Origin of the sequence: Methyloversatilis discipulorum, assembly GCF_018780585.1 — a bacterium.
Lineage (GTDB): Bacteria > Pseudomonadota > Gammaproteobacteria > Burkholderiales > Rhodocyclaceae > Methyloversatilis > Methyloversatilis discipulorum_B.
Genome location: NZ_JADMJL010000046.1, coordinates 55,572 through 74,291 on the forward strand (window position 1 = coordinate 55,572; position 18,720 = coordinate 74,291).

The window sequence follows — 18,720 nt, forward strand, 5'->3', positions numbered from 1 at the left end:
TCAGGCGCTGCGCATCACGAGCGACACGAAAGCCAGCATCGCCACATAGGCGGCCACCAGCCCGCCAAGACCGCCGAAGAACACGACGCTGCGGCGACGCTCGTAACGCTTGCGCTCGTTCGCGAGCAGCATGGACACCGAACCCAGCACCGGTACGCCGGCCACTTCGGCCAGCATCCGGCCGTCGTGGAACACCGGTCGCAGTTGCGATACGGCGAACGATGCCGCACCACCGACGACGATGGCCGCTGCCAGCACCACGGTCAGCAGGATGAGCCGATTGGGGGCCGCCGGCTTGGGATCGACGCGCGGCGGCTCGATCAGACGGAATTCCGCCACCCCGGTCGCGTCCATCTCTTCCGAAATCGAGGCCGATTCGCGGCGCGACACCAGGTTGTTGTAGTTGGTCCGATGCACTTCGTAGTCGCGGTTGAGCTGGCTGAACTCCGCCTCCAGTTCCGGCACCAGTCGCGACGACTGCTTCAATGCGTCGAGACGCGTCTGATACTCGCCGACGCGCGCACTCAGCGACGCGACCGAGGCCTCGGCCGATGCCAGTGCGACCTTGATCTGCTGGTAGACCGGATTGGGCATCTGCGCGCCGCCGGCCACCGGCTTCGCCTCGGGCTTGGCATCCGCCGGCTTGCCTTCCGCCTCCTTGGCCGCTTCGGCCGCGTGCTTCTCGATGATCTGCTTGCGCTCTTCCTCGAGGTTACGGATCCGCGCTCGCAGCTGGAGAATGTCCGGGTGCTTGTCGGTATAGCGCTGCAGCAAGCCTTCGACCTCGTTCTTCATGCCGGAGATGCGCATGTCGATCTCGGCGGTCGACGGGCCACCGGGGCCGGACGGCGCGAAGGTCATCGCCGAGCTGTCGGCACTGATGGTCGGTTCCTCGCCCAGCAGCTGGCGCTTCAGCGCGTCGCGCGAATTGGTCGCCTCGCGCAGGTCGAGCTGCGCCTGGTTGAGCTGGGCCTGCACCTCGCCCAGGCTGCCGAAGTAGTCCTTCTGCCCACCGCCCGGTCGTTCGAGGTTCTTGAGCTTGAACTCCTTCAGCCGGTTTTCCGCCTCCAGAAGCTTGGCCTCGTAGGCCTTGATCTGCTCCTCGATGAACTTGCGCGCCTGGTCCGCATCCTGTCGCTTGCTGCCGAGGCCCGATTCGACGAACAGCGTCACCATGGCCTGCACCACCTTCTGAGCCCGCGCCGGCTTCTGATCGCGATAGGACACGATGTAGAGGTTGTCGCGGCCGGAACTGGTGAGCTTCACGCTGGCGATCAGATCGTCGATCAGCTTTTCGCGCTCGGTCTTGGTCTTGGCCTCGAGATCGAGGTCAGCCATGCGGATCAGCTTCTCGATGTTCGGCCGGCTGATCAGCGTGCGGCTCAGCATGTTGATCTGCTGGTCGAGATTGGGCTGTACGGCCAGACCCGACATCAGCGGACGCAGGATGGACTGGGTGTCGACATAGATCTTCGCCGACGCCTGGTACTGGTCCGGCAGCACGAGCACCACGCCCATGCCGATGATGCCGACCACCCAGGCGACCAGCAGGCCTATCCAGCGATAGCCCCACGCCGACCTGAGATAGCCAGAAAACTGGCGCAGAAAATCATCCACAGCTACACGATCCTTCCGGCGGACGCCTCATGACTGAGCTGCTCAGAACCAGCTCTGCGGAATGATGAGAATGTCGCCCGGCTTGACGTCGACATTGGCCGTCACGTCGCCGCGGCGGACCAGATCCTTGAGGCGCACGTTGTACTGCTTGTCGCCCTCGGAAGTGCGCAGGATGGTGGCCGCGTTGCCGTCGGCGAATTCGGTGATGCCGCCAACCGCGATCATCACGTCCAGCAGCGTCATCTTCTGCTTGTAGGCCAGCGCCTGCGGCTTGGCCGCCTCGCCGATGACGCGGATCTGCTCGCTGTAGGGACCGATGCCGCCGGCCACGATGACCGTCACGATGGGGTCACGGATGTACTTCGACAGCACCTGCTCGATCTCGCGCGCCAGCGTCGTGGGGTCGCGGCCGGCAGCCGGCAGATCCTCGAACAGGGTGCCGGTGATCTTGCCGTCCGGGCGGATGGTGACCGTGGACGAGATTTCGGGGTTGCGCCAGACGACGATGTTCACCGAGTCACCGGGACCCAGGATGTAGTTGTAGTCGTCGCTGTAAGCCTGAGTCGGCGCGGCCGGATAGGGCGACGACGAGCAGGCCGTGAAGGCAAGCGGCACGAGCAGCAGCGCAAGCACGCGCAGTGCGGACATCAGACGGTCAGAACTCAACATTGCATCCTCCACAGGACAGCAGCCAGACAAGCCGCGAATCATAGCCAACGCATCCGGACGCGCGCTCTAATGCGTCACGACCGGTCAGATGTTGTACCGCAACGCATCGACGATGGGCGTACGCGAAACCTTGCGTGCCGGCAGCAAGGCCGCCACCACGGTCGCGCCCAATCCCACCGTGAAGGCCAGCAGCACGGTTTCGGGCAGCACACGTATCGACGCCGTGTACCCCACATTCGAGTTCGGCGGAGGCGGCATCGGAATGCCCACCTCGCTGATCGCCAGCGCAACGAGCACCCCCACCACCACGCCGATCGCCGCGCCGGTCAGACCGAGCAGGGCATTTTCCGCGAGCACGAGCCGGAATACGTATCCTCGCGAATTTCCGAGCGCCATCAGCGTTCCGAATTCACCGACACGCTCGAAGACACTCATGTTTACAGTATTGAAGACGCTCAGCAGCACCATGATCAGCACGATCCATTGCAGCACGCCGAACTGGGTGCGGTAGAGCTCCACGGTCTTCGAATAGAAATCCGAAAGCTGCACCCAGTCGCGGATGTCGAAACCCAGCGACGCCAGCTTGGGTACCAGCAGGTCCTTCACCCGCCAGGTGTCCGCCGTCCGGTGCAGCAGCAACACGATGGCGTTGGAGCCGTCACGCGCAACCAGATTTCGAGCTGCCGCGATGGGAATCCTTACGGCACGGGCGTCGAAATCTTTCGAAAAGCTCTGAAAAACCCCGACCACCGCAAATTCCGTCGTGTTCAATGCGCCGTCGGCCGTGTTCATGATGAGCGTGACGGTATCGCCCGGCGCCAGCGCCAGGGCCTTGGCGACGCCATCGCCGATCAGGATGCCGCCGGTGTCGCTGTCGCGCAGCGCCCGGCCGGCGGTGATCCGGACGAAGGTGCCGAGCCGGTTTTCCTTGTCCGGCTCAACGCCCTCGCCCATGACCGCCCAGTCCGCCTTGCCGTTGTTCAGCAGGCCGGTGAAATTGACGCGTTGCAGCACCGCGTCCGCCTCCGGCATGCGGGCGGCAAACTCGGCGACCTTGTCGGCGTCGTCGATCATGAACTTCTCGGGCGAACGCGCCCCCTGCTCGTAGAAGCCGCTGCGGAACACCTGCACGTGACCGAGCTGGCTGTGGATGGTCGCTTCGCCCAGCTGCGTCAGCACATCGGCGACGAAGCCGCCGCTCAGGATCAGTCCTGCCACGCCGAAAATGATGGCGGCCAGCGTCATCGCGGTCCGCGATTTCTGCCGGAGGATGTTGCGGAGTGCGAGCTTGAACATGGCGTTCAGCGACTCTGCCGCAGTGCGTCGACGATATTCATGCGCGACGCTCGCCAGGCAGGGTAAAGGCTGGACACGAAGGCACTGACCACGGCAATCGCCAGCGCCTTGGCGACGATGCCGAAAGTCAGCCGGATCTCGCCGTCGAACCCCTGCTCCATGCCGGGCGGCGGCGGCAGCGGAATGCCGACCGCCGAGATCGCCAGCGCCAGCGCACAGCCGATGACCACCCCGAGCCCGCCGCCGACCAGACCGAGCATCACGCCCTCCGACATGAAGATGCGCCGTATGCGCGCCCGCGTCAGGCCCAGCGCCATGCAGGTCCCGATCTCGCTGACGCGCTCCATCACGCTCATCGACAGCGTGTTGGAAATGCTGAGCACGATGATCATCAGGATGATGAACTGCACGACGTTGACCTGGCTGGCAAACAGATCGCGCGTCTTGTTGTAGAAGTCGGACAGGCGATACCAGGGCACCAGTTCGAAGTTCGCGGCCGGCAGCACCTTGCCCAGTTCGGCCAGCTTGGCGTCGGTCTTGTCGGTGTCGTCGAGCAGCACCAGCCATTGCTGCGCGCCATTCACCCGCACCAGTTGCTGCGCCAGCGCCAGCGGCATGCGCAACGCCGAATCATCGTATTCCTTGCTGACGGAGATGAAGATGCCGACGACCGGCGCCTCGACTGCATTGACGTTGCCAGCGGCGGTCGTCGTCATCAGCACCACGGTGTCGCCGACGGTGACGCCCAGATTGGCTGCCAGCCCCCGCCCCATGATCATTTCGTTGACGCCGTCGGGCGACAGGTTGCGCCCGCGCGATATCGTGACCGAACTCGACAGCACCGCTTCCGCCTTTGCCAAGACGCCCTGGCCGAGGAAGGCCAGCGTGTTGTCGCCCTTGCTGGCGAGGCCGTTGAAACTGAGACGTGGCGCCACGACCTTGACGCCCTCACCCTGCTCGACCTTGCGCTGCGCCGCGTCCTCACCATCGATCACGAATCCGAAGGGATCGGAGGTGCCTCGTTCCACATACCCTGGTCGCACCACCTGGACGTGGCCCAGCTGCGACTTGATGGTGGATTCGCGCATTCCCTCCATCAACCACTCGATGAACCCGGCCGACAGGATCATCGCAATCACACCGAAGCTCACCGCGCCGATGGCAATCAGCGTGCGTCGCCCCTGGCGGAGCACGCTGCGCATCGCAAGCCAAAGGTCGAGCAGCCAAAACTTCATGCGAATTCAAGACTTCAGATGCTAAGGTATTGCCAGCATAACAGTTTTTACCTCACCATCCGATGTCCCGGAAGCATGCCCCGCAGCCAACGGACATACAAGGCGACGCCATGAGCTCTGCTTTCAGTTACGACGAGGCCTTCAGCCGCAACCTCGGCTGGTTCACCGAGGCCGAACAGGCCCGACTTCGGCGCAGCACGGTCGCCATCGCCGGCCTCGGCGGTGTCGGCGGCGCCCACCTGCTGACGCTGGCCCGGCTCGGCATCGGACGATTCCGCATCGCCGATTTCGACACCTTCGGTGTACACAATTTCAACCGGCAGGTCGGCGCCATGATGAGCACGGTCGATCGGCCCAAGATCGAGGTGCTGGCCGAACAGGCGCGCGACATCAATCCCGAGGCCGAAATAACGTGCTTCCCGGAAGGCGTGGCACCGGAGCAGCCGGACGCCTTCCTGCAGGGCTGCGATGTCTATGTAGACGGCCTCGATTTCTTCGCCTTCTCCGCCCGCAGGTCCACCTTCGCAGCCTGCCACCGCCTGGGCATCCCGGCGGTGACGGCAGCCCCGCTCGGGATGGGCACCGGATTGCTCGTGTTTTCGCCGCGCGGCATGAGTTTCGAGGACTACTTCCAGCTGGAGGGCCACGACGAGACCGAACAGGCGCTGAGATTCCTGGTCGGCCTGGCCCCCGCCGGACTGCATCGCCCCTATCTGGTCGAGCCCTGGCGCATCGACCTCGCAGGGCGCAAAGGCCCGTCGACGATGATCGGGTGCAATCTGTGCGCGGGCGTCGCTGCGGCGGAAACGGTCAAGCTTCTGCTCGGCCGCGGCGAAGTCCGGGCTGCACCGTGGGCGTTGCAGTTCGACGCTTACCGCAACCGGATGGTGCGCACCTGGCGCCCGGGTGGAAACCGGCACCCGCTGCAGCGGCTCATTCTTGCAATCGGTCGGCGCCAGTTGCTGAAACAGATCAACGCCCGCTGAACACGCAGCTCACCGGAGAAACGAATGCGCACCGTAGACAAGATCCTCGACCTCGCGCGCTGGGCGCCAAGCGGCGACAACACCCAGATCTGGCGTTTCGAGGTGCTCGCCGACGATCACGTGCGGGTGCATGGTTTCGACACCCGACACTGGTGCGTCTATGACCTCGAAGGGCACGCCAGCCAGATTGCGGTCGGCGCGATGCTGGAAACATTGTCCATCGCAGCAACAGCCCACGGCCTTCGCGCCGATATAGCTCGCCGGCCGGACACGCCGGACACTCATCTGCAGTTCGACATCCGGCTGATCGCCGACCCGTCCGTCGCGCCCGACCCGCTGCTCCCGTGCATCACGACGCGCTCCGTGCAGCGCCGTGCGATGGGCAGCCGACCGCTGACGGACGAGGAGCGGCAGGCGCTGGACGCTGCCGTGTTTCCCTACCGTATCGTCTGGTTCGGCGGATTCCGGGATCGCCTGCGCATCGCCAAGCTAAATTTCGACAGCGCGCAGATCCGCCTGACCATTCCGGAAGCCTTCCAGACTCACAGCCGCGTGATCGAGTGGGGCGCACGATTCAGCGAGGACCGCATCCCCGAAGCAGCCGTCGGCGTCGACCCGCTCACCGGCAAGCTGATGCGTTTCGTCATGGCGAGCTGGAGCCGCGTCGAATTCTTTAACAGGTGGCTCTTCGGCACTTTCGCACCACGGCTGCAACTCGACCTGATTCCAGGCATCGCGTGCTCTGCTCACGCCTTCATGATCGCGCCAACCCGCCCAGACCGCATCGACGATTACGTCGCTACCGGCCGCGCCATGCAACGGCTCTGGCTGACAGTGGAAAAGCTGGGGCTCCAGTCACAGCCCGAGATGACGCCGCTCATCTTCAACCAGTACGCACGGGCGGGGCGGCGATTCACGGAGAACGGCGAAGCGCTCGCCCGCGCCGACGATCTGGCGCAAAGACTGGGCAGCCTGCTGCCGGAAGAGGACGTGGAACGCGCGGTCTGGGCGTGCCGCATCGGTCGCAGCCGAAACATCCCCGGCCGGTCACTGCGCCTGCCCCTCGAACGGTTGCAGAACCACGAAGAGTCTTGAAACCAGAATGTCGGTGAACTTTACACGCGGCGGCAGGGCGCGTCCGCCAACCGCCACAGCCACCCAAGACACAGATTTTTCTTGTTTATATTCAACAAACTAAAACACACGGAGAAAACTGGCCCGCCGATTGCTTATAGCCAACCGTGGTTCTCCCAAGCCAACAAACGGAGTCAATGAAATGATCAAGTTCAAGCAAATTGCAGTTGCAGTGGCACTGGCAGGCACTTTCGCTGCCGCGCACGCTGCGCCGGTTTCGATCACCACGCCGAACGGCAACGTGAACGGCATCACCGCTTTCGACTGGGCACCGTCCCCGGTTCTGGCGCAAGGCGGCAACCAAGCCTTCGTCAACTTCATCAACAACCCGGCTGGTGGCACCGTCGAAGGCATGAACGGTGGCATGGGCTACGGCTTCAACGTGTTCTCGCAAGGCCGTCTGGCCGTACTGCAGGGCGGCACCGGTGCCGCTGCTAGCGGCCTGTACAACGGTTCCGGCAGCACCGCCGGCAAGTACGAAATCACGTTCGAACTGGCCTACCAGGAAGTCGTGACCACCGCCGTGAGCGTGCCGGGCGCCAACATCGCCGTGTTCGACTTCGCCAAGGTCCAGACCAACAACTACTTCCGCGTCTATGTGAAGGATCTGGATTCCGACGCCGCTGCCAACTACGCGGCCGGCACCGGCTTCAACACCGGCACGCTGGTGTTCGACGGCACGATCGCTCCGGGCGCTGCAGGTTCGGTGTCCAACTTCAACGCGAACACTGGTGCCCTGGGCACGGTGGGCAGCGATGGCCAGCCGCTCAACGGCACTTCGCCGCTGTCCGGCACCCCGTCGGTGACGGGTTCGGGCGCCACGCCGGAATTCGATCTGCTGACCGTTCTGCCGAACTTCATCGACACGGATTTCTGGAATGAAGAGCTGATCTCCTTCCTGGTGACCAACATCAGCCAGAACCTGCCGTTCCAGTCGGTTGATCCGTCGGCCATCATCGCCGGCCAAGTGCCGAACATCGGTGCGGTGAACGGTGGCACGGTTTGCGGCCCGACGGGTTGCGTTGCAGCCGGCCCGGACATCATCTTCCAGACCGACTTCAACGGTCCGGTGCAAGGTATCCCTGAGCCGGGCACGCTGGCTCTGGCCGGCCTGGCACTCGGTGGTCTGGCTCTGGCCCGTCGCCGCAAGGTCTGATTCAGGTAGTCGAAGCAGCATGAAAAACGGGAGCGAAAGCTCCCGTTTTTCTTTTGCGCGTTCGAAAGCGCACGTTCCAAACCCGTCGCTGCCCGGCCAGAACCCCGCTATGCGGATACAACCAGCCCGTTCAGAATCGAGCGGGTATTGAAACTGGCGAAGTCCTGCTGAACCGCTTTTGCGGCCCGCCTGAAACCTGCACCGTCATCCCCGACCATGCGCCCGAGTGCCGTCCGCAACTGTTCATAGTTCGCGCTGCCCGCACGCAATGAAATCCCCGCCCCGGCATCGACCACACGCGACATGGTGAGGAACTGATCCATGTTCGAACACAGACCGATGACCGGCGTGCCGGTCGATAAGGCCTGATAGACCGTCGCACTTCCGCCATTGCAGATGACGAAATCGGCGCGCGCGGCGGCTTCGAGCCCCGGCAGATAGTCGGCAACGAAACAGTGCGGTCCGGGCGAAGCCACGTCCGAGCGCCCCGCCGTGGCCGTCATCGCATTGACCTGCGCATCGGCCAGCGCGCGAAATACCTCCGGCAGCAGATCGACCCGTCCGGTGGAACCCAACGTGACGTAGGCAAGCGGCCCGGACGGCATCGACGTCCACCAGTCCGGCAGCGGCATCGAGGGCGACCAGATGATGGGCCCGATGAAATGGTGGTTGGGCGGACAGTCCGGACGCACCGGCACTAGGCCCGGCGTGTCGGCGTACAGCGTCAGATCACCGTCGGTGTAGGCATGGCGCACATCGGGAAAGCCGCTCAGGCCATGCTTTCTGCGTACCGCGTTGAGCGGCCCGGCGTGCAGACGGAAGGCGAGTGGCTGCGCGAGCCGGAAAATCGGCTCTGCCAGCGCAGGCCCGAGCACCCGGGTCAGTGTGATGTCCGGCAGGGGAAAGCGTGAATGCGCAGACCACGGACTCCAGTGTGCGTTGCACAGCGCGAAGTAGGGGATGCCGACAAGCCTCGCCGAAACGCTCAGCGACAGACGGAAATCGCCGATCACCACATCGGGACGTTCGCGCTGCAGCAACGCGATGTCGGCCTCGACATAGCGCTCGAGCTCGGCACGGGTGTACAGCGGCGCACCGGCAGCAAGGCGATCGAGAAAGAGCTTGGCCGGAATGCTCTCCAGCCCGAGCCTGCGAAGATCCGTTCCGCGAAAGCAAAGATCGAAGGCCGGTGCGGACGCGACCGACACGTCATGTTGCGCCGCGAGACTCGATGCCAGCACGACCGGCCGGGCGACATGCGCGAGGGATACCGCCTCCGCCACGAACAGAACGCGGCGGCGGGTCGACATCAGGCGCCCCCGGCGCGACCGAACAGGCCGAAGCGCGTCAGTTCGGCGACGGTCTGCTGATAGCGGTCCTCCGACGGCTGTCCGCCCGCCCAAGCGGCGAACTCCGCCATGCCCTGATCAAGCGTACGCGCCGGCTCGTAACCGAGCACTGCGCGCGAGTGCGCCAGATCGGCAACGCATCCGAAGATGTCGCCGACACGGAACTCTCCCTTGTCCTCCATCGTCACCGGCTTGCCGACTGCACGTGCGAGCGCGTTGGCGATGTCGGCGATCGTGCTCGCCTCGCCGGCGCCAACATTGAAGACGGAGCCCGGCGCCACGTCGGCAACCAGCGCACGCATGTTCGCCGCAACGACGTCGGACACATGCACGAAGTCACGCACAGGCAAGCCGCCCTCGTACACCGAGATCGGCTGACCGGCGCAGATGCGCGAATAGAAGATCGATACCACGCCGGTGTAGGGATTCTTCAGCGACTGACGCGAGCCGAAAACGTTGAAGTAACGCAGCACGACCGCCGGAATACCGAAGGTGTTCGCCGCGTAGCGAACGTAATCTTCCTGATGCTTCTTCGTGATCGCATAGACCGAGAACGGCTCTGACACCTTGTCTTCCGGCGTCGGCACCGCGTCGAGATCATCGCCGCAAACCGGGCAGGGCATCGCGAACTTGCCCGCCTGCAGGCGTTCACGCGAGCGAGCGCCCGGAAACTGGGCGCCATGCTCACGGCAGACATAGGCGCCCTCGCCGTAGATCGCACGCGACGATGACAGCACCAGCCGCTTCAGCACATGGCCACCCTTGACGATGCCCTCGATCAGGGTGGTCGTGCCCAGCCCATTAACCCGCGCGTAATGGGTCATGTCGTACATGCTCTGGCCGACGCCGGTCAGCGCAGCGAAGTGGTAGACCGCGTCGATGCCGTCGAGCGCGCGCGCGACGTCGTCGGCATTGCAGACGTCACCGACCTGCAGTTCCACCTCCGGCGCGAGATAGGCCGGCCGCTGGCCGCCTTCGCCATGAATCTGCGGATCGAGAATATCCAGCGCACGGACGCTGTGGCCGGCGGCCAGCAGCGCGTCCGCCGTGTGTGAGCCGATGAAGCCGGCACCGCCCGTGATCAGCACTCGCATGTGGCACCTCCGCCCGAATCAGAAGGAGTAGCGCAGCTCGCCGTAGTAGCGGTCCGAGTTGCCGAAACGCCCGAAATAGCCATTGGAATTGCCGCCGAACAGATCCGCGCCGAACTGCGCACGCCAGTTGGATTGCACGCGCCAGATCAGCTTGGGGCGGAACATGTAGTCGTTGCGCACCAGCGACTGCACCCACAGCAGCTCGCCTTCAAGCCGCTCGTCGAACTTGTGGTTGTACAGCACCGCCATGCCGTTCTCGCGACGGCTCGCCAGCAGGTCGGGCGCCTTGTCCATGTGGGCGCGCTCGAAGTACTGGAGATTGAGGCGCGACTCGGACATGAAGGGAATGTCGATGCCGATCGCGTAGTCGACCATGTCCTGACGGACCAGCCCGTCGGGCCGTGCCGACAGCGGTGACACGGGAAGGTATCGGTCGTAGGTCAGCACCGCTTCGGCCTTCAGCAGGAAGCTGCCGAAATCCTTGGTCAGCGTTGCACCATACTGATGAATCCAGTCGTGTCGCGGCGTGTAGACCACTGCGGTCGGGGCGACGAATCGACGACTGAAGGTCGGATTCACATCCAGGCTGCGGTAGTAGAAGGCGGCCAGATCCCAGCCCTGTACCAGAGTACCGACTCGCAGGCCGTAGTTCGAGTTGCTGAGCTTGCGGTCCGGCCGGACCTGCGCGTCGTAGGTCGCGCTGATGCCCGACAGGTCAGGTTGCGTCAGGTAGAAATCTCCGCCGAAGCGGCCGATGTTGTCGACGCTCACATAGGGCACCCAGATCAGCTCGGCACGCCAATCGTTCTTGAAGTACTCGGCGCGTGCTGCCCACTGCGGGATGCGCTGCTGGTCGAATTCCTGCGTGAAGAATTCGCGCATGTCGCGCGCCGACACCACGTCGGCGAAGAACAGGCCGACCATTTCGCCCCACACAATGTGCTGGCGACCGAGGCGCAGTTCGACATCGCCGACCGGCATGTCGAGATAGACCTCGCGCCATGCGAATTCGCTGCGCCGGTCGTCGCGTACGGCGGCCGGGTAGAAGTCGCTCTCCCAACCGTAGGCGAAGTCGTAATCGACGCGGCCCACGGCCTTCCACTTGATGCCCTGACCGAAACTGCCGCTGCGGCCGAGCTCGTTGCGCCAGCGCGCTTTCGACCAGTGGCTGTTGCCTGCCACCGTGCGCGCCAGCTCGAACTGGCTGAAGCCGCGCCAGCCTGACATCGACGACGAGGCCTCCTCATCGGCCTTCGGTTTGCCCTGCGCATCACCGGCAGCTTCGGGGGCCGGTTCGACGAAAAGGTCGTCGAGCGCATCGGCCGCCGGCGCGGCCCGGCCTCCGAGCAGGAGTGCCAGCGTCAGCGCCGCCAGGGGCAGGCGGCGCAGGGCGGAAAGTGGATCGAAGTGCGTCATGAAGCAGCCTGCAGAGTGGCGGATTTCGGGGGTTTGACGTAGGCCCATTCGCCCGGTGATTTCTGTACGCCGAGCGCGGTCAGTTCGCCGTCCTCGATGCGCACCAGACGGTCGGCCATCGACATCACGCGCTTGTCGTGGGTGGAGAAGATGAACGTGGTCTTCATCGTGCGATTGATCTCGCGCATCAGTTCGAGAATCGAATCGCCGGTCTTGCGGTCGAGGTTGGCAGTCGGCTCATCGGCCAGCACGATTGCCGGCTGCACTGCCAGCGCACGGGCAATCGCCACACGCTGGCGCTGCCCACCCGACAACTGGTTCGGTCGATGATGCATCTTCGGGCCGAGGCCGACGATGTCGAGAAAGTACTTCACCCGCTTCGCGCGCTCGTCCTTGCTGACCTCAGGCAACTGCAGAAGCGGGTACTCGACGTTCTCGTAGGCCGACAGAACGGGCAGCAGATTGAAGGTCTGGAAGATGAAACCGATGGTGCGCGCGCGCAGACTGGCCAGTTCGTCCGGCGTCTGCCCCGACACGTCCTGACCGTTGATCAGGATCTGCCCCGAAGTCGGTGTATCGATGCAACCGATCAGGTTCAGCAGGGTGGACTTGCCACTGCCGGAGGGCCCGGCAATGGCAATGAACACGCCGTCCTCGATATCCAGCGTGATATTCTTCAACGCATTGACCTGCTGTCCGCCGAGCATGTAGCTGCGGCTCACATTCCGGATCTGGACGACGTTGTTCATCAGGAAGCCCGGTTCAGAAGACGGGTCATGCGCCCGGTGCTGGAGACAAAAAAATGAATGTTCCGAACACCCCGCTCGGCATGCGCGACGCCACAACCACCGGCCCATCGTCGCACCGGCGCAAGACGTTCGCGCGGATCCTTGCAACTGTTGCAGCTCTTGCGGCACCGTTCTGCATCGCGCCGTCCGCCTTTGCCCAAGATGCCGCGAGTATACTTGAAAAGGCCGACACCATCCGCTTCCCGCGGGAGCCCTTCCAGGTCGAAGTCAGCGTCACCTCGACCACGTCCAGTGGCGAAGAATTCCGCAAGTACCGCATCCTTTCCAAGGGTAACGAGAACACCATCGTACAGACGGTCGAGCCGGCTTCCGAGCGCGGCCAGATCCTGTTGATGAAGGCGCGCGATCTGTGGGTGTTCCTGCCCACCGTGTCGCAGCCAGTTCGCCTGTCGCTGGCCCAGCGCCTGACCGGCCAGGTCGCCAACGGCGATCTGGCGCGCGCCAACTTTTCCGGCGACTACACACCCAAGCTGCTGCGCACCGAGAAGCTCGATGGTCATGACCATCACGTGCTTGAACTGACAGCGGTCGATCGCGGCGTCACCTACTCGCGCGTGCTGCTCTGGGTGCGCGCATCGAACAACGCGCCGCACAAGGCCGAGTTCTACTCCCTATCGGACAAACTGCTGAAGACCTGCATCTATGATGAATACAAGACGCTGGGCGGCAAACTCCGCCCGACCCGTCTGGTCATGCAGGACGCACTGAAGCAGGGCGAGCAGTCGACGCTCGAGTACGCGTCGATGCAGTTGCGAGACATCCCCGACAAGGTGTTCGACAAGGAATACCTGAAGAAACTACAGTAAGGTCAGCAGGCCACGCACGCGGGATGCACCCGCGGCGTCATACACGGTCGGACAACATCATGTTTCTGCTTGAAGTCGGAAACCTCAAGGAAAATTTCGCCAAGTACTTCGCGGTGGAAGCTGCGGTCGACGAGGCGATGAAGCACGAGGTCTATCGCGTCCGGCACGAGGTTTACTGCCAGGAACTCGGCTACGAAGCCACCAACCCCGACCACGAGGAGACCGACGGTTTCGACGCGCACTCGCTGCAGATCGCGCTGCGCGCGCAGGCAAGCGGTCGCATCGTAGGCTGTGTGCGGCTGGTACAGACAGACCCGGACGACCTTGCGAAACCGCTCCCGTTCGAACACCTGTGCGAAACGGTAATCGACCGCAGCATCATCGATCCGGCCTGCATCGACCGTCGGCGCATGGTGGAGATCTCACGCCTCGCGGTGCTGTCGGATTACCGCAAACGTAAGGGCGACAGCGGCGGTCCGATCGCCATTTCGGAAGAGGATATGGGAACGCGGGACCAGCCCCGCTTCCCCTATATTCCGGTCGGTCTCTACCTCGGCCTGCTTGCAGCCGCCGAGTTGCACGACGTCGAACATCTTTTCACGCTGACCGAGGCGCGACTCGCCCGGCATCTGAGTGCGCTGGGCTTCCGCATCCACCTGATTGGCCAGGCGGTGGAGCACCGCGGCAAGCGCGTGCCGTCGGTCATCTACCGCAAGGAACTGATGGCGCATCTGCCGCCGTTCATGCAGCCGCTGTATGACCAGCTGCTGGAGGAGATGCGAGGGAAGTATCTGGCACGGAACGCCGCGTGAGCGGGTGACGGTTCCGGAGGGACAAAAAACAAAAAGGGCCGCGAGGCCCTTTTTGTTTGTGCGCAGAGTACGCGCCGAGAATTCTGGTGGCCAAGGGCGGAATCGAACCACCGACACGCGGATTTTCAAGCCGAATCAGCGGTCAGATTTACACGCACACACTCGTAAAAACAGGCACTTAGGTGCACACCTCTGCACCTAATCGCACCTGCTCGCATGCGCTTGTGCCAGAAAAATGTCAGAAAATCTGGCGCACCACGCACCGTAAAAGAGTGCCACAGAGGCACGCTTCACACCAGTTGTGCAGCGCGCGCCGGACACGTCCCAAGCACTCTTCCTCTGAACACTCTCGATGCGCCGGGCCTCGGGCTCGGCACCAGAGCCCCCCCCCCTTTCGGAACACTGCACGGCCAGATCGATTGATATCGAGCTTCCGGGCTGACTCGCCGAAACATCCTGGCGCAACCGAGCTTTCCTGCGCCGGCAAGCGCCAACTTCCCACTCAGCACTCCTTCTAAAATTGACGCTTCCCGTTTTGGGAAATACAATGCAGGACTGAACATGAACACACCGGCCCCACATGCGCATTCTGGGTTTGCCCGTACTCGAGGCATTCAAAAAAAATCATGCAGCCTCGCGTGGGTCACTGGACGCGTGGCAGACGGATGTCGAGCGTGAAGACTGGAAAACATCACAGGACATCAAGCGCAGATACAGGAGCGCGGACTTCTTACCCGACAACAGGGTCATTTTTAACATCAAGGGCAACTCATATCGGCTTGTGGTCAAGGTCCGATATCAGAACGGGCTGGTTGTGGTTGAGTGGGTGGGAACACATGCCGAGTACGACAAGAAAAAGCTCTAGGCACATGTGTGTCAGGCAAGTAAACGAGGGGTGAAAACGGCGATGAACGTAAAGATCATTAAGAGTGCGGAAGACTACGAAGCAGCAATGGCGCGCCTGTCTGCTCTCATGTCGCTTAACCCGAAGGCCAACTCCAAGGAGGAAAACGAGCTCGAGTTGCTAGCCTTGGTCATTCAGGACTTCGAACGGCAGACCGTCCCCCCCGTCAAGGCGGATCCGATTGAGTCGATTCTTTTCCGGATGGATCAGATGAATCTCTCCCGCAAGGATCTCATCCCTTACATCGGCTCGATCTCAAAGATCTCGGAGGTCTTGTCGCGCAAGCGTCCGCTGTCCCTGCCCATGATTCGCCGACTCAACCAAGGCTTGGGCATTCCCGCTGACATCTTGATCGAAGATGTCGAAACAGCTAGAGCAGTCGTCGATCAAGAGCCAGAACTGGACTTCACCCGCTTCCCGCTTAAAGAAATGCAGGAGCGGGGGTGCTTCGGAGATTTCGAAGGGAACGCGCAGCGTCTCAAAGAGTATGCAGAAGACTTGGTTCGAAGATTCATGCGCGACCTGCTGCCCAAGCGAGTCAGCCCAACATTTCTGCGCGCCCCCATGCATCAACGTGGGGATCGGCAAGCCGATGAGATGGCTCTCTTGGCCTGGCGTTTGTGTGTCCTGCGGCAAGCGCGAACTATCAACATCGCCAGAGAGTACAGGCAAGGAACCATCACACCCACCTGGTTGCGTGAGCTTGCCAAGCTCTCGACTTTCGATGAAGGCCCGAAGCTCGCGCGGGAGTATCTCGCCCGCCACGGCATCACGCTTGTCATCGAGAAGCACTTTAAACGCACCTTTCTCGATGGCGCTGCGCTACTAGACGACGACCGACCAATCGTGGCTTTGACGTTGCGGCACGACCGATTCGATAACTTCTGGTTTGCGTTGCTCCACGAGTTGGCGCACGTTGCCAAGCACCTAACCCCCGACTCTCCCGTATTCATCGACGACCTGGACCGCAGCAACCCCCAAGAGGTCGAAGCGGAAGCCGATGCTATGGCCCAGGAGGCGTTGATCCCTGAAAAGAGTTGGCGTAACGCCAAAGTGCGTCAAACACTACTGCCTGAGGACGCCGTTTCTTTCGCTGACGAGATCGGCGTACATCCTTCAATCGTGGCAGGACGCTTGCGCCATGAAGAGAAGAACTTCCGTCTCCTCTCGCACCTCATCGGCAAAACGGGGCAGGTCAGCCAGATCCTGAGCCAGTGAAAAAAGTCCCAAAACGGGAACAAACCTAACCAAAAATCCGTTTTTGGGATTATCATGCAATCGACTTGCCAGTCCAGAATCGAACTCATCATTGAGTAACCGAGCGGATTGGCAGGGATCACGGTGTTGCGCAGTTGGGCCTGAATCCAACCGTCGCCGCCAAAGAAAAAGGCTCTGGAGTGCTACCAACACTCCAGAGCCTTTGGTGAGGTGAATAGGGGGCTACCAAACCACCCATGCACATCATGTCTTGAACGGACGGCGGATTTTAACAGTTCGCGGTGTGCTAACAAGCCCAAACCCTCTCAACTTTCATGAGGAGTTGGCCATGGCCCACCACCGATGGAAGAGCGTTTTTGTGCGCGCATACACCCGGTTCCGATTCGGACGCCGGGAAGCTGTATGCCAGCACTGGCGCTCGCATCCGGGTCAGATGCAGTTGTTCGTTTGACCCATCCCAGACGGGAATCAGCACGAACTGACTCCCGTCTTCCCTCTTTCCGCGAACTGAGAAGGAAAATCCAATGTCCTCCAAGAAAACGACGAACGAACACACGTCCGCCCGCGTTGCATCGACCGCTGCCAAGTTGTTGAGCAATCCTCGCACACCTGCATCCGTCAAATCGGTTGCAGCATCGGCTCTGACCCAAAAGTCCGGTTCTCGAAAATCAAAGGGCAAGTAATCACTGTTGCCACCCGATGCTCTGTGCGGGCATCGGGTGGGCCGATTGAACCGCCCCACCCCCCAAGCGGCGGTTCAGGTGGGGAACGCAGGGATCTCTCGGAATAGTCGTGCCGAGCCCCCCCCCCTCACCAACCTATGAACCATGCTCACCACGCCCCTCCGCACTATGCGGTGTTGCGCGAGCCCAACTGAGGAAAAGCAAATCTCAAGGGGTCGGAGGGATCACGGTGGGCATCGCCGCCCGCCAAGCCTCTTGGGCTGAGAACAGACTCTGCTCGTATTGCTGCACAATCCGTTCACTCCAAAGACACTGCTTGCCGATTCGAACGGCCGGGGGAAACTCGCGATCTGTGACCATTTTCTCCAGCTTTCGCACCGAAATCTGGAGCCGTTCCGCGACCTGCTGCTTGTTCAGTTTTTCCATCGATTGTGTTGAGTTTGGGAGTGAGTTACCGCACACAAAGCACGCGGAGGACCACACGATTGTTGTCCCTCTCTGTGTAGCTTGCAGACTTAAACACTTCTGGAGCGTGTGACTTCGTCAGAGCACGCGCTGTATAACTCCCCGCGCTATAGGGTGTGCGGGAGGAGGAACCAAGGCGAGTCCACAGCCAACGAGCATGAACAACCAAGACAGCCAAGCTATCGCGATGCGGAGTCCGCCTTCGGCTGGAAGCAGGGGATTATTCTCGCCTCTAATAAACTTTTTCTTGTCTTTAATGAGAATCTACGGCCGGGGCGAAGTCGGCAGGAATCCGCACGAACCCGCGCAGGTACGCGGGACTCCAAGAAAAACGCCCAACTGCATACACAGTTTGGCATCGGTATTAGTGGCAATTCCGAATATGAATCACCGTCCGTAGCTGGTCGGAAACCGTCCGCAAGGCCCGGAACTCAAGCCGTTGCCCGAGCCCTGCGACCAGCGCCAGCCGGCTTGTGATCGGGGCCTGCATCCACGCCGAGATGTTCGATCACCACTGGCGGTCGGTTGGGAAACTGGGCCACGAGCTCCAGCTTGCCGCCCATGCTTTCTACGTAGTGGCGTAGGGTAGAGAGCAGCATGTCACTACGCTTTTCCAGGCGGGAAATGGCGTCCTGACCCACGCCCAACGTGGTGGCCAGTTGCTCCTGCGTTTGCTGAGCTGCCAAGCGCAGATCCTTGAGGGTGGCTAGTTCCATGGCGCGCGCTTTCACCCGCCGCTGGCGTGCTTTGGGCAGCGCAGCCATGACGTCATCGAGTTTTCTTGCCATGATGGTTCTCCTTGCTCTGCTGGGACAAACTGCCCACGTGTTCGTCGTAGCGCTCATCGGCGACTTGGATCAGGCGTTTGTAAAACCTGCGCTGATCCGCGCCGCCTTTGTCGCCCCCAACCAGCAGAATGGCCTGTCGTTGGTGATCAAACGCGAATGCCACCCGTCAGACCTGACCGTTCCAGGAGAAGCGCAACTCCTTCTGTCAGGGTCAGGCGGGTGAGCAGACGCATGGGCGCGGTCTCCGGAGCGGGGGACAGGGATGGGGACATGGACAGGAACG

At 62.2% G+C, this 18,720-nt stretch carries 18 protein-coding genes; 7 read left to right on the top strand and 11 right to left on the bottom strand.

Annotated elements, in window-relative coordinates; genetic code table 11:
* The 4 genes from IV112_RS18100 to IV112_RS18115 form a co-directional block, all read right to left on the bottom strand.
* Complete coding sequence (locus IV112_RS18100) at nt 1-1,617, bottom strand: XrtA system polysaccharide chain length determinant (RefSeq protein ID WP_304005852.1); 1,617 nt, start codon at nt 1,615-1,617, stop codon at nt 1-3.
* Nucleotides 1,618-1,659: 42 nt separating this feature from the next.
* Nucleotides 1,660-2,286, bottom strand: a complete 627-nt coding sequence (locus IV112_RS18105; protein ID WP_019916726.1) for an XrtA/PEP-CTERM system exopolysaccharide export protein — start codon at nt 2,284-2,286, stop codon at nt 1,660-1,662.
* A gap of 84 nt (nt 2,287-2,370) precedes the next feature.
* Complete coding sequence (locus IV112_RS18110; RefSeq protein ID WP_304005855.1) at nt 2,371-3,582, bottom strand: ABC transporter permease; 1,212 nt, start codon at nt 3,580-3,582, stop codon at nt 2,371-2,373.
* 5 nt (nt 3,583-3,587) lie between these two features.
* A complete protein-coding gene (locus IV112_RS18115) occupies nt 3,588-4,817 on the bottom strand; it encodes an ABC transporter permease (protein ID WP_304005857.1) in 1,230 nt (409 codons plus the stop codon).
* Between the two features lie 110 nt (nt 4,818-4,927).
* Here IV112_RS18115 and IV112_RS18120 point away from each other — a divergent pair, with 110 nt between their 5' ends.
* From IV112_RS18120 to IV112_RS18130, 3 genes are all read left to right on the top strand, one after another.
* Nucleotides 4,928-5,803: a ThiF family adenylyltransferase gene (locus tag IV112_RS18120; RefSeq protein WP_304005859.1), complete on the top strand. Its 876-nt coding sequence runs from the start codon at nt 4,928-4,930 to the stop codon at nt 5,801-5,803.
* A 24-nt stretch (nt 5,804-5,827) separates the two neighbouring features.
* Nucleotides 5,828-6,898: a molybdopterin biosynthesis protein MoeY gene (locus tag IV112_RS18125; protein ID WP_304005860.1), complete on the top strand. Its 1,071-nt coding sequence runs from the start codon at nt 5,828-5,830 to the stop codon at nt 6,896-6,898.
* A gap of 181 nt (nt 6,899-7,079) precedes the next feature.
* Nucleotides 7,080-8,093: a PEP-CTERM sorting domain-containing protein gene (locus IV112_RS18130; protein ID WP_304005861.1), complete on the top strand. Its 1,014-nt coding sequence runs from the start codon at nt 7,080-7,082 to the stop codon at nt 8,091-8,093.
* Between the two features lie 107 nt (nt 8,094-8,200).
* On the opposite strand, the gene IV112_RS18135 is transcribed toward IV112_RS18130, so the two are convergent.
* From IV112_RS18135 to IV112_RS18150, 4 genes are read right to left on the bottom strand one after another with little or no spacing between them, the layout of a single operon-like run.
* The gene (locus IV112_RS18135) at nt 8,201-9,403 is read right to left on the bottom strand and encodes a glycosyltransferase (RefSeq protein ID WP_304005864.1); all 1,203 of its coding nucleotides are present in this window, start codon (nt 9,401-9,403) and stop codon (nt 8,201-8,203) included.
* The gene (locus tag IV112_RS18140; protein ID WP_304005866.1) at nt 9,403-10,536 is read right to left on the bottom strand and encodes an NAD-dependent epimerase/dehydratase family protein; all 1,134 of its coding nucleotides are present in this window, start codon (nt 10,534-10,536) and stop codon (nt 9,403-9,405) included. The genes IV112_RS18135 and IV112_RS18140 overlap by 1 nt, the downstream gene beginning before the upstream one ends.
* 18 nt (nt 10,537-10,554) lie before the next feature.
* Nucleotides 10,555-11,952 carry a DUF1302 family protein gene (locus IV112_RS18145; RefSeq protein WP_304005868.1) on the bottom strand — a complete coding sequence of 466 codons (1,398 nt, stop codon included), beginning with the start codon at nt 11,950-11,952 and terminating at the stop codon, nt 10,555-10,557.
* A complete protein-coding gene (locus IV112_RS18150) occupies nt 11,949-12,701 on the bottom strand; it encodes an ABC transporter ATP-binding protein (protein ID WP_304005870.1) in 753 nt (250 codons plus the stop codon). The genes IV112_RS18145 and IV112_RS18150 overlap by 4 nt, the downstream gene beginning before the upstream one ends.
* Nucleotides 12,702-12,754: 53 nt before the next feature.
* Here IV112_RS18150 and IV112_RS18155 point away from each other — a divergent pair, with 53 nt between their 5' ends.
* From IV112_RS18155 to IV112_RS18170, 4 genes are all read left to right on the top strand, one after another.
* Nucleotides 12,755-13,567 carry an outer membrane lipoprotein-sorting protein gene (locus IV112_RS18155; protein WP_304005871.1) on the top strand — a complete coding sequence of 271 codons (813 nt, stop codon included), beginning with the start codon at nt 12,755-12,757 and terminating at the stop codon, nt 13,565-13,567.
* 59 nt (nt 13,568-13,626) lie between these two features.
* Nucleotides 13,627-14,379 (top strand): PEP-CTERM/exosortase system-associated acyltransferase, encoded by a 753-nt coding sequence (locus IV112_RS18160; RefSeq protein ID WP_304005873.1) that lies wholly within the window; start codon nt 13,627-13,629, stop codon nt 14,377-14,379.
* Between the two features lie 580 nt (nt 14,380-14,959).
* Complete coding sequence (locus tag IV112_RS18165; protein WP_304005876.1) at nt 14,960-15,244, top strand: type II toxin-antitoxin system HigB family toxin; 285 nt, start codon at nt 14,960-14,962, stop codon at nt 15,242-15,244.
* Between the two features lie 42 nt (nt 15,245-15,286).
* Nucleotides 15,287-16,501 carry an ImmA/IrrE family metallo-endopeptidase gene (locus IV112_RS18170; protein WP_304005878.1) on the top strand — a complete coding sequence of 405 codons (1,215 nt, stop codon included), beginning with the start codon at nt 15,287-15,289 and terminating at the stop codon, nt 16,499-16,501.
* Nucleotides 16,502-17,391: 890 nt separating this feature from the next.
* On the opposite strand, the gene IV112_RS18175 is transcribed toward IV112_RS18170, so the two are convergent.
* From IV112_RS18175 to IV112_RS21530, 3 genes are all read right to left on the bottom strand, one after another.
* Complete coding sequence (locus tag IV112_RS18175) at nt 17,392-17,610, bottom strand: helix-turn-helix transcriptional regulator (RefSeq protein ID WP_304005880.1); 219 nt, start codon at nt 17,608-17,610, stop codon at nt 17,392-17,394.
* Between the two features lie 470 nt (nt 17,611-18,080).
* Nucleotides 18,081-18,437 carry an XRE family transcriptional regulator gene (locus tag IV112_RS18180; RefSeq protein ID WP_304005882.1) on the bottom strand — a complete coding sequence of 119 codons (357 nt, stop codon included), beginning with the start codon at nt 18,435-18,437 and terminating at the stop codon, nt 18,081-18,083.
* Nucleotides 18,418-18,600, bottom strand: a complete 183-nt coding sequence (locus IV112_RS21530; protein WP_368500637.1) for a hypothetical protein — start codon at nt 18,598-18,600, stop codon at nt 18,418-18,420. Before IV112_RS21530 ends, IV112_RS18180 begins: the two co-directional genes overlap by 20 nt.
* Nucleotides 18,601-18,720: the final 120 nt, after the last annotated feature.